We start from the raw sequence: 10,541 nt of genomic DNA, 5'->3' as shown, positions 1-10,541 counted from the left end.
GAGACGGCAGTATCTCATTCTTCTTTGCGGCGGGGTCGACCCGCCTAGTAACGTGGGCGGTGGTTGGTGCCGAGCCCCACGGTTGTGGCATCATCACTGACACACGGAACGGGTCCGCTCGCGCGGGCTTGGTCCATGTGGGGAGGCTTCGCCTAGTCCGGTCTATGGCGCCGCACTGCTAATGCGGTTTCGGGGTTATTCCTGATCGAGGGTTCAAATCCCTCAGCCTCCGCCAGTCGGGAGCCCCCGTCGACGATCTCGTCGGCGGGGGCTCTTCGCGTTCCCGGCGGCCGGATGGGCTGGGTCGGGGCCGGGCTGAGGCTGGTCGGGGCGGGCCGGGCGCGCGTCCCGGGCGGCCCCGGGGCGGGCCCGGGGCAATCGATTTCGCCCCACGTCGCAGGTCATGTAATGTTGTCCACGCAACGCCCCGGGGCAACGTTCACGGGGCGAGCGCTCATAGCTCAACGGATAGAGCACTTGACTACGGATCAAGAGGTTGCAGGTTCGAATCCTGCTGAGCGCACCAAACTCCGCAAGATCGGGTTCGCCCGTTCCTTGCGCTCATAGCTCAACGGATAGAGCACTTGACTACGGATCAAGAGGTTGCAGGTTCGAATCCTGCTGAGCGCACCAGCGAGAAGCCCCCGGCCACCGGCCGGGGGCTTCTCCCGTTCCCGGCTCCGTGACCGCCTCCGGAGCGATCGCTCCGGCCGCTCGCGGTGCCGGTCTCCTCGTGCCGGCTCCCCTCTTACCGGCGACCGGTGCAGCGGGCCCGGCCCCGTCGAGCGGGGGCGAGTCGTTCGAACAGAGGTCCCCGATGAATGGTCAGGTACCGGACGCCGGAATCCGTCGGATCGGCCGGCATGTCCCATTCCCGGGTCCGTTCGGGTGGGCGCTATTGCCGCCTAATGGATGAAATGCGGCCGTTTCGGGTGCATCCCGTCCTGCCGCCCGGATGACCACCAAACGGGTGGGACACGGCCAAAAGCGCAGGTGTCGCAGTATGGCTGGTTCGGGGTCGTGATTCCTTTTTGTCGGATCTTGTGCCCGGACTGCCCGCCTCTTCGGCAGCCGACCGCGAAGGAGAGCCGGATGAGCCGACAGTTCCACCGCACCGCTGCCGCCCTGGCGGTCCTCACGGTCGGGCTGCTGACCGGTTGGAACGTCCCGCTCTCGGCGGCCCGGCAGTCCCCCGGCGCCTGGTCGGGGGAGCAGCGGGCGCTGCTGCCCTCCGGGCTTTCCGTCCGATTCGAATTCGAGGCCTCTCCCGGGGTGGGCGTCACCGCCGCGCCGGGCGAATTGGCGGACCGCCCCGGAGGGGGGCGATCCGCCGGCCTCTATACGGACGGAATGCGCCCCGGAGATCCCGCGCAGACCTTCGGACTCACCCAGGACCATCCGCAGACGGACGGCTCCTGGCACACCACGGGGACGCTCCGGCTGAATTTCTCCCGGCCGGTCCGCAATCCCCGGTTGCACCTCAGCGGCCTCGCCGCGATCGCCGCCGGGAAATCCGGCACCACCAGCACCGCCGCCCGGCTCACCCTCACCGGCGGCTCGCCCACCGCCCCCACCCTGGTCAACCGCACCGCCTGGTCCGGCTGGAAGGTCGACGGCAACACCCTCGCCCCCGCAGGCCCGGACGGCGCCTCCGACGCCGCGCCCGGCACCGCCGCCGAGGGCTCCCTGGAACTCACCGGGACCTTCCGCACCGCGGTGTTCCGGATCGAACAGCGCTCCACCGCCCGCGCCGGCAGCACCACCTCCCCACCCGTCCTGCGCCAGGCCTACACCGTCAGCGTCGACGAGGCCCTCGGCACCGCGCCGCAGGCCTACGGCAACGCCTCGCACGTGGTCTCCGACCTCTTCCTCGGCGCCGACGCCGCCCACCCTTCGCGGCGCGCCCCCAGCGGCTCCACCGCCGCACCGGACGACGAACCGATGGTCCGGCTCGACCACGGCGCCTCCCTGCGCAGCCCCTTCGCCGGCTCGCCGCCGCCCAAGCTCCAGCCCGGCCGCAGCGAGTACCAGGGCGCCGACCCGTCCATCAGCTTCCCCGCCGACGCCGCGATCGGCCGCTACTACCGGCTCACCGTCCCGGTCGCGGTGGGCGACCAGCCCGCCACCCTGGCCGGCTGGATCGACTTCGGGCACACCGGCAGGTTCGACGCCGCCGGGCGGGTGCAGAGCGAGGTCCGGCCCGGTGCCGACACCGCGACCCTGGAGTGGACCGTCCCACCGGGTGCGGCCTCGGGCGAGACCTGGGCCCGGCTGCGGATCGGACGCGACACCAGCCAACTCGTCCCGTCCGGCGGCTTCGCCGACTCCGGACAGGTCTCCGACCAGCGGATCAGGCTGACCGTCGGCGCCGCCCGCCCGGAGATCGCCGATCCCGTCGACGGCACCGTCCTCGCCGACGGCCGCCCCGAGATCAACGGCGAGGGCGCGGTGGCCGGCGCCACGGTGGAGATCCGCGAGGACGACACCGCGCTCTGCAGGGCCAAGATCGCCCGCAGCGGCGCCTGGTCCTGCCGCCCCGCCACGGCGCTCGCCGCCGGCCCGCACAGCCTCACCCCGGTGGAGACCACCAGCGGCGGCGTGGTGCTGCGCGGCGACGCCGTCAAGGTCACCGTGAAGACCGCGCCGCCGACCGCGCCCGCGCTCACCCTCCCCGCCTACACCAACGACCCGGGGCTGCAGCTCACCGGCACCGGCGACGCGGGCAGCACCGTCTCGGTCGCCGACCGGTCCGCCGCGGGCGAGCTGTGCAGCACGGCGGTGCGCCCGGACGGCCAGTCGTCCTGCCTCCCGGTCGAGAACCTGACGGACGGGAAGCACCAGCTCACCCCGGTCGCGGTCGACGCGGCCGGGAACCGGACGCCCGGGCAGCCGGTCACGTTGGTGGTCGACACCGTCGCGCCGGACCGCCCGGTGCTCACCACGCCGGCCCCGGGGGAGACCCTGCGGGTCAGCCGCCCGAAGCTCGCCGGGCGAGCGGAGCCGGGCTCGAACGTCCTGGTCACGGTGCGGGCCGGGGCCGGCTCGGACCCGGACCGGCGGACGGTGCTGTGCGGGGCGACGACGGCGCTCGACGAAAACTGGACCTGCACCGCCAACCGGGATCTGGCGAACGGGGAGCAGTGGCTGGTCGTCACGGCCACGGACTTGGCCGGGAACGGGACCTCGGCGGACCCGGTGAGGGTGCGGGTCGCCGCTCCGGCGGTGACGCAGACCCCGACCGTCAGCGACCCCCGCGGGGCCGTCGGCGCCGTGACCGGCGGGCCTTCGCCGGCCAACGCTGCTGAGGCTGCCGAGCCCGAGGAGGGCGAGGCCCGGCCGCCGGCCGCGCCGCCGGTGGAGGCTGCGCCGAGCGGGCGGTCCGAGGAGGCCGGCTGGCGCGGCGGACTCGCCGGGGTCCTGCTCGTGCTCACCGGGATCGGGCTGATCACCCGCCGGGTGTTCGCCCGTGGGCCCGGTGCTCGACGGCGCTGACCTGCGCCGACTGTCCGATCACCCGTTCATGTGCCTGCGCGTCAGGTCGGCTTTGGACGATTCGTCAGTAAATGTCGACACACCTTGGCTCAAATGTCGCATTTGATGACGTATGAACTTAGCCTGACCATGGCACTGCCCGTCAGATCCGGGCCGCCCGTTGCGCGACACACCGACCCAGAGGATCCGTGCATGGACGTCACCCGCGATTCTTCGCAGCGACCCGAGAACCTGCCCAAGGCGCTCCCACCGGCTCTGCCGGAACGTTTCGCCTCTGGCACCAGACCGCTGTCCGGGGCTTCGGCGATCAAGACGGTCAAGGCCGGCCCGGCCGACAGCGGGCCGGCGACCACCGCGCTCGCCGTCGTCCCCGGCCCGTCGCCCGCCGGCCCCGTGGACCTGCGCGACCCGCTGGAGTCCGCCGCGCCGGAGACCGTCGAGCTCCTGGATGCCGCCCACGTCGGGGCTTCCGCCGCCGCCACCTCGCGGCGCCCCCCGCGGGCCGACCAGGCGCTGCGCGAGCACCCGGCCGCCGCGCTGCCGGGCTGGCTCGCCCTGCTGGTGGTGCTGCTCGGCCTGGCCGGGGCGCTGTTCGTGCTGCTGCGTGCCGGCGTCCTCCCGCACTGGGACGTGCTGCCCGAGCTGCGCGGGGCCGCCGCACGGGCGGGCGGGCGGGCGGAGGTGGACGCCCAGTCGATCGCCGAGGTCAGCGCGGCCGGCCTGGTGGTGGTGTTCGCGCTCGCCGGGCTTCTGGCCAACGCGGGCGGCGAGACCCGGGTGCTGACCCGCTGGGGCCGCTACCGGGGCACCGTCCGCCGGGCGGGCCTGGTCTGGGTCGATCCGCTGCTGCGCCGCCGCCGGGTGGACGTGCGGCTGCGGCACTGGCGCAGCGAGCCGGTCAAGGTGGTCGACCGCACCGGCACGCCGATCGTGGTCCGGCTGCTGATCGTCTGGCGGGTCAAGGACACCGCCCGGGCGCTGCTGGCGATCGAGGACCACGAGGGCTACCTGCGCGAGCAGGTCCAGGCGGTGCTCACCCGTACCGCGTCCATGCTGCCCTGTGACAGCAACGCGGCGCCCGGGCCGGCGCTGCGCGACGGGCAGTGGTTCGCCGACGAGATGACCAGGGCGCTGGCGGCCGAGGCCGCCCCGGCGGGCCTGGAGGTCTACTCGGTGCAGCCGCTGGCGCTGGACTACGCGCCGGAGGTCGCCGAGTCGATGCGCCGCCGCCGGCTGGCCGACCTGGACGGCGGCCTGCGGACGGTGCTGGTGGACGACGCGGTGGAGGCGGCGGCGCTCGCCGTCCGCCGCCTGGAGCGGGCGACCGCCCACGAACTGGACGAGGCCGCCCGCAGCGCACTGATGGAGCAGCTGCTGGTCGCCTTCGTCGCCCCGGCCGGAGTGGCCGCTTCGGTACCGCCCCCGGCCGCCCGTGCCGGGCGGAAGGAAGGACGACCCTCATGAGGATAGCCACCGGCGCGTACGCCGAACCCGCCGTCACCGTCGGCCCGGTCGGCTTCGACGAGGACCCCGGCCTGATCGGCTTCGAGGAGCGTCTCGGCAGCATCCCCGCGATGGCCGGCTGCGGTTGCCCGAACTGCGCGGCCCGGCCGCGCACCGCCCGCTCCGCGGCGGCGACCGGCGGCAGCCGAATACACCGCGCCGTGCGGAGCACCTGCCTGGCCACCACCGTGCTGGCGGGCGCCGGCGTGGTCGGTCTGACGGCCGGCGCCGGATCAGCCCACGCCGCGGCCGGGAAGCAGGGCTGGGACGGATCGAAGTACTGGTTCAAGAACGGCGCCGGCGAGTGGCGTTGGACCGGCCACTACGACGTCTACCTGAACCGCACCGGGCAGTCCGGCGGCGGTTCGGCCCCGGCACCCGCCCAGCCCGCGAGCCGTCTGTCCTCGGACGCCGCTCCGGCCCCCGGGAGCAAGGAGGCGGCCGTCGACTACGCGCTCGCCCAGCTGGGCAAGCCGTACGTCTGGGGCGGCAACGGCCCGTCCGGCTACGACTGCTCGGGGCTCGTCCAGCAGGCCTACCGGCGCGCGGGGATAAGCCTGCCGCGGGTGGCCGACGACCAGTACGCGGCGACCACGCCGATCAGCGCGGGTCAGCTGCGCCGCGGTGACCTGGTGTTCTGGTCGGACAGCGGCCGGGCCTCGGGGATCCACCACGTGGGGATATACCTGGGCGGCGGCACCTTCGTGGAGGCGCCCCGGCCGGGCAAGCCCGTCCGGGTCTCGACCCTCAACTCGGGCTACTACCCGACCCACTTCGGGCGGCCGTAGCGCCGGTGACGCACCGGGCCCCCGACAGCGGCGTGCTGTCGGGGGCCCGGTCGCGTGTGCGGGGCGGTGCTCAGGAGGCGGAAGCGGCGTCCAGGAGGGCGGTCTGCTCCGGGGTGAGCTTCAGCGTGGCGCCGGCCAGCAGCGGCGGGAGCTGCTCGACGGTGCGGGCACTGGCGATCGGGGCGGCGACCGTCGGGCGGGCGGCGAGCCAGGCCAGGGCGACGGTGGCGAGCTCGACCTCGTGCTCGGCGGCGACGCTGTCCAGCGCCTCCAGCACCTTGGGCCCGCGCGGCTCGGCCAGGTAGCGGGCGGCGCCCTCGGCGCGGGCGCTGTCGACGCCAGGGCCGCCCGGGCGGTACTTGCCGGTCAGGAAGCCGGAGGCGAGCGCGTAGTACGGGACGGTGGCCAGGCCGTGCTCGGCGACCACGTCGGCCAGCGGGCCCTCGAAGGTGTCGCGCGAGACCAGGTTGTAGTGCGGCTGGACGGCGACGTACTTCGCCAGGCCCTCGCGCTCGGAGAAGGCCAGCGCCTCGGACAGCCGGTCGGCGCCGATGTTGGAGGCGGCGATCGCCCGGACCTTGCCCTCGCGGACCAGCTCGTCCAGCGCGGTGACGAACTCCTCGACCGGGGTGTCGTCGTCCCGGTGGGTGTAGTACAGGTCGATCCGCTCGACGCCCAGGCGGCGCAGCGAGGCCTCGGCCGAGGCCTTGATGTTGGCGGCGCCCAGGCCGCTGGCCTCGGGGTGCATGCCGACCTTGGTGGCGATCACGACGTCGTCGCGGTTGCCCCGGCTGCGCAGCCAGTTGCCCAGGACGGTCTCGGACTCGCCGCCGGTGTTGCCCGGGGCCCAGGCCGAGTAGACGTCGGCGGTGTCGATGAAGTTGCCGCCGGCGGCGGCGTACTCGTCCAGCACGGTGAAGGACTGCTGTTCGTCGGCCGTCCAGCCGAAGACGTTGCCGCCGAGGGAGAGCGGGAAGACGGACAGGTCGGAGGTGCCGAGGCTCACCCGGCTGTGGATTCCGGTCATGATCGCAGTCAACCGGATTCCCCGGCAGGGCATTCCGCGCGTCGCACGGTGTTCACGAGCCCGTCGCACCGCCGTCGCACGCCGGGGTGGTGTGTCGGCCGGGACGGGGGTCCGGGCTGTGCCTGAGGTGGGCCGATTCGTTAGAGTCCGTGCCATGGCTGACAACGACTACGACCCCGCCGGCAGCACCCAGATGTTCCGGGCGTTCGTCGACGAGACTCCGGCTCGCCAGGAGCCGGGCAACGTTTCCACCTACGGCCGCAGCGGCGGCGGCAACCGCACCGGTGTGATCGCGCTGGTCGCGGTCGTCGCGCTGGTCGTGGTGGGCGCCGTCATCTGGCTGGCGGTCAAGTGACCCTCGCGCGGGTGACCCTCGTCCGGGTCACCCGCGCGGCGGGCGGCAGCGGCCTCAGCAGGGCTTGCGCCAGGCGTTCAGGTCGAGCTTCTTCTGCATCGAACTGAAGCCCAGGGACTTGGCCTTGGTGCAGAACTGGTCCGTGTCGAGCTTGTACTCGACATGGAAGACCGCCTTGCCCGCTTTGACGAAGGGTGCGACGCGGTCGCACTCGTCGAACTGCGAGCACTCCTCGTTGACCGCGAAGTCGAAGTCCGGCAGCAGCGCGGGGATCTGGTCCAGGTCGTTCTTCAGGCCGATGGCCAGGCCGCGTTCGTGCGCGAGCTGGGCCAGCATGCGGTTGTACTTGAGTTGGTCGTCGGGGGTCAGCGGGAAGCCGCTGTTCTGGTTGTAGGCCTCGATGGTGTCCGGCTCGATGGCGTCGAAGCCCTTGCTCCTGCACATGTCGAAGCGGGTGGCCATCAGCGGCTTCAGCTCGTCGAGCTTGCGGATGTCGAACCACTTCTCGCCCTTCCAGCCGGTGTCCGAGCCCTGCAGGGTCTTGGCGAAGGTGGCGGAGTCGGGGCGGAAGTTCTCCCAGGAGCCGGCGTTGATGTAGCAGATCACCTTGCGGCCCTTGGCGTGCAGCGCGGCCACCACCGAGGCGTCGTTCTCGAAGCCGTCGATGTCGTAGACCGGCACGTCCACCGACTGGTCGACGGGGCCGCCGCCGAGCTGCCGGGCGGTGGCCGCGGGCGGGGAGCCGTCGGCCGAGTTGTCGTCGTCCTCCGATCCGGAGCTGCTGCACGAGGTGGCCAGCAGGGCGGTGGCGGTGGCGAGGGCCAGGGCGGTCGGCAGCAGCCGGGTGCGGCGGTTCACGGTAGTCGAACTCCGGATCAGGTCAGGTGAGTTCAGCGGCGGTCAGGCCGTACGGCAGGGTGCGCCAGGGGTTCTCCCCGGCGCCGGGGACGGCGCAGCCCACGCCGGCCCGGCGGGCGGCGATCAGCGCGGTGGCGTCCTGGGCGTGCTCGGCCGGGACGTCGTAGACGAGATGGCAGAAGCGGGAGGCCGCGTGCCGGCCCGTCCACAGCGGTTGCGTCATCGCGCGGTAGGTGTCCCAGTCGCCCTCGAAGGTGACCAGCAGGTCGGCCAGGCCGACCTCGGCGTAGCCAGGGTCCGGGTGCTCGCCGTGACCGAAGATCACGGTGCCGCAGCCGGCCGCGCGGGCCGCCGTGGCCAGCCGCCGGTAGTGCGCCAACGCGCCCGGCTGGGTGGAGACCTGGTCGAGGTAGACGCCGGTGATGCCGTGGCGCTGGCGGTACGTCAGGATGTCCGCGACGACGGCCGCGTGCGGCCTGCGGCCGTAGTCGGTGTCCGTGTATCCGACCAACGGCAGCCCCGCCGCACGGAGTTCGTCGGCGGCCTCGGCGAAGACGCCGTCCGGGACCTCGCCCGGACCGTCGGCGAGGTTGAGCACCACGGCGGCGATCCGGTCGGGGTCGGCGGCGGCGACCGCCTGCCAGGCCGCCGGGTCCACCGCGGGGTGGACGTACAGCGGGACCAGCAGGCGGCCGTCGGGGTGTCCGGCGGTCATGCGACCACCGGGGTCGGCGTGGGCTCGGCGGTGCTGAGCCACAGGTCGCGCAGGGTGTCGGCGAGGTCCGTCGCCGGGCGCCAGCCGAGTTCCCGGGCGGCGGCCGAGACGTCGGCCTGCTGCCAGGAGACCGCGGCCGAGCGTTCGGAGCCCGCCCCGCTCTCGTCGATCCGGCCGGTGAAGCCGGCCGCGGCGACCAGCCCGTCGGCGATCGCCCGGACCTGCTTGGCCTGCCCGGAGGCGAGGTTGAGCACCCGGGGGAGCGGCCGGTCGGCGGCGACCGCCAGGCCGACCGCCTCGGCGACGTCCCGGGCGTCGACGAAGTCGCGGTAGGCGGAGAGGTCCCCGACCGTGACGACGCCGTCCGTGCCCTCGGGCGCGACGCGGCGCAGCTCGGCGGCCAGCCGGCCGGGCAGCGAGCCCGCCGGGGCGCCGGGGCCGACCGGGTTGAACACCCGCAGCACCACCGCGTCCAGCGGCGAGCCGGCCACCGCGAGGGAGCCGGCCAGCTTGGTCGCGCCGTACACGCCGACCGGGCGGGCGTCGGCGTCCTCGGACAGCGAGCCGCCCGCTGCGCAGACGCCGTACTCGCCGGCCGAACCGATGTGCACCAGACGGGCCATGGGGGCGCCGAGCTGCAGCGCCTCGCAGAGCACCGCCGGGCCGCGGGCGTTCACCTCGGCGAGCTTGACCGCGCTGCCGGCCACCGCGCCGGCGAAGTTGACCACCACGTCGGGGGCCAGCGCGGCCAGTTCCTCGCCGAGCGGGCCGGCCTGGGCGGTGGCGAGGTCCAGCCGCAGGTCGTGGGCGGGCCGCCGGCCCGCGGTCAGCACGGTGGCACCGGGCAGCGACCGCAGGACGGCGGTGGCGTGACGGCCGAGGAAGCCGTCTCCGCCGAGGAGCAGGATTCTCACGCGGCCCGTCCGTCGCTCTGGGCGCCCACGGTGGTGGGCTCGTCGGTCGTGTCGTCAAAGGCGGTGCGGGGGGCCGGGACCGGCAGCTCCGCGACCTCCGGGGTGATGGCGGCCGACTCGAAGGGCATCAGGACCGGGCGGATGGTCGAGAACTCGGCGTTGGCCCGGTCGTAGTCGTCGGGGCGGCCGATGTCGAGCCAGTAGCCGCCGAACTCGTACGCGGACGGCGGGGTCTTGGCGGCCAGCAGGTCCAGCACCAGCTCGTCGAAGCCCAGCGGCAGGCCGGGGGTGTACTTGGCGAGCGCCGAGCGCGAGACGCCGTACACGCCCATCGAGACGCGGTAGTCGATGCTGGGCTTCTCCTGGAAGCCGGTGATGCTGCCGGAGGCGCTGGTCAGCACGCCGAAGTCGATCTTGACCTGGCGGGCGTACGTGGCGATGGTCAGCGGCGCGCCGGACGCCTCGTGGTGCTTGAGCACCCCGGCGAAGTCCAGGTCGGTGAGGATGTCGCCGTTCATCACCAGGAAGTGCTCGGGCAGGCGGTCCTGCATGGTGAGCAGCGGGCCCATGGTGCCGAGCGGGCTGTCCTCGACGGCGTAGCCGACCCGCAGGCCCCACTGGGAGCCGTTGCCCACGTAGGCGCGGATGATGTGGCCGAGGTGGCCGATGGCCAGGGTGACGGTCTTGAAGCCCGCGGCGGCGAGCTGGCGCATCACGATCTCCAGGATCGCGTGCTGGTCGCCGATCGGAACGAGCGGCTTGGGAAGCGCGGTGGTGTACGGGCGGAGACGGACGCCCTTACCGCCGGCCAGGATCACTGCATGCATGGTTTTTCCCCCACGGAAAGGATGTGCAGGCCACGAACCTTGATTACCGGGACGAGCATGAT

8 protein-coding genes, 3 tRNA genes and 1 pseudogene are annotated in these 10,541 nt (G+C 73.5%); 7 read left to right on the top strand and 5 right to left on the bottom strand.

Going from position 1 to position 10,541, the window contains the following annotated elements:
• The first annotated feature begins 141 nt into the window (after positions 1–141).
• From OP86_RS22210 to OP86_RS33770, 6 genes are all read left to right on the top strand, one after another.
• A tRNA-Ser gene (locus tag OP86_RS22210) sits at positions 142–235 on the top strand.
• Positions 236–450: 215 nt separating this feature from the next.
• Positions 451–526, top strand: a tRNA-Arg gene (locus OP86_RS22205).
• 31 nt (positions 527–557) lie between these two features.
• Positions 558–633: transfer RNA gene (locus OP86_RS22200), tRNA-Arg, on the top strand.
• 459 nt (positions 634–1,092) lie between these two features.
• Positions 1,093–3,492 carry an Ig-like domain-containing protein gene (locus OP86_RS22195; protein ID WP_030255914.1) on the top strand — a complete coding sequence of 800 codons (2,400 nt, stop codon included), beginning with the start codon at positions 1,093–1,095 and terminating at the stop codon, positions 3,490–3,492.
• A gap of 192 nt (positions 3,493–3,684) precedes the next feature.
• The gene (locus tag OP86_RS22190) at positions 3,685–4,956 is read left to right on the top strand and encodes an SPFH domain-containing protein (protein ID WP_051830410.1); all 1,272 of its coding nucleotides are present in this window, start codon (positions 3,685–3,687) and stop codon (positions 4,954–4,956) included.
• Complete coding sequence (locus OP86_RS33770; RefSeq protein ID WP_051830409.1) at positions 4,953–5,783, top strand: C40 family peptidase; 831 nt, start codon at positions 4,953–4,955, stop codon at positions 5,781–5,783. The genes OP86_RS22190 and OP86_RS33770 overlap by 4 nt, the downstream gene beginning before the upstream one ends.
• A 70-nt stretch (positions 5,784–5,853) precedes the next feature.
• Here the strand turns inward: OP86_RS33770 and OP86_RS22180 are convergent, their stop codons facing one another.
• On the bottom strand, positions 5,854–6,810 hold the full coding sequence (locus OP86_RS22180; protein WP_030061457.1) for an aldo/keto reductase: 957 nt from the start codon (positions 6,808–6,810) through the stop codon (positions 5,854–5,856).
• A gap of 154 nt (positions 6,811–6,964) precedes the next feature.
• On the opposite strand from OP86_RS22180, the gene OP86_RS22175 reads away from it, so the two are divergent.
• On the top strand, positions 6,965–7,165 hold the full coding sequence (locus OP86_RS22175; protein ID WP_030061456.1) for a hypothetical protein: 201 nt from the start codon (positions 6,965–6,967) through the stop codon (positions 7,163–7,165).
• A gap of 54 nt (positions 7,166–7,219) precedes the next feature.
• Here the strand turns inward: OP86_RS22175 and OP86_RS22170 are convergent, their stop codons facing one another.
• From OP86_RS22170 to OP86_RS22155, 4 genes and pseudogenes are all read right to left on the bottom strand, one after another.
• Positions 7,220–8,023 (bottom strand): endo alpha-1,4 polygalactosaminidase, encoded by an 804-nt coding sequence (locus OP86_RS22170; RefSeq protein WP_245231820.1) that lies wholly within the window; start codon positions 8,021–8,023, stop codon positions 7,220–7,222.
• 22 nt (positions 8,024–8,045) lie between these two features.
• Entirely contained in the window at positions 8,046–8,738 is a 693-nt protein-coding gene (locus OP86_RS22165) for a spherulation-specific family 4 protein (protein WP_030255923.1), read from the bottom strand.
• A complete protein-coding gene (locus OP86_RS22160; RefSeq protein WP_030061454.1) occupies positions 8,735–9,652 on the bottom strand; it encodes an NAD-dependent epimerase/dehydratase family protein in 918 nt (305 codons plus the stop codon). Before OP86_RS22160 ends, OP86_RS22165 begins: the two co-directional genes overlap by 4 nt.
• A gap of 125 nt (positions 9,653–9,777) precedes the next feature.
• Positions 9,778–10,479: pseudogene (locus OP86_RS22155) on the bottom strand (nucleotidyltransferase family protein); the annotation flags it as partial.
• Positions 10,480–10,541: the final 62 nt, after the last annotated feature.

Origin of the sequence: Streptomyces novaecaesareae (assembly GCF_000716875.1) — a bacterium.
Taxonomy (GTDB): domain Bacteria; phylum Actinomycetota; class Actinomycetes; order Streptomycetales; family Streptomycetaceae; genus Kitasatospora; species Kitasatospora novaecaesareae.
The sequence above is the reverse complement of the archived record's forward strand: the minus strand, read 5'-3'. Positions and strand labels throughout refer to the sequence as shown.

Coding starts and splice junctions, on each gene's coding strand:
- OP86_RS22165 (WP_030255923.1), bottom strand. CDS start 8,738: ATGACCGCCGGACACCCCGACGGCCGCCTGCTGGTCCCGCTGTACGTC.
- OP86_RS22175 (WP_030061456.1), top strand. CDS start 6,965: ATGGCTGACAACGACTACGACCCCGCCGGCAGCACCCAGATGTTCCGG.
- OP86_RS33770 (WP_051830409.1), top strand. CDS start 4,953: ATGAGGATAGCCACCGGCGCGTACGCCGAACCCGCCGTCACCGTCGGC.
- OP86_RS22195 (WP_030255914.1), top strand. CDS start 1,093: ATGAGCCGACAGTTCCACCGCACCGCTGCCGCCCTGGCGGTCCTCACG.
- OP86_RS22180 (WP_030061457.1), bottom strand. CDS start 6,810: ATGACCGGAATCCACAGCCGGGTGAGCCTCGGCACCTCCGACCTGTCC.
- OP86_RS22190 (WP_051830410.1), top strand. CDS start 3,685: ATGGACGTCACCCGCGATTCTTCGCAGCGACCCGAGAACCTGCCCAAG.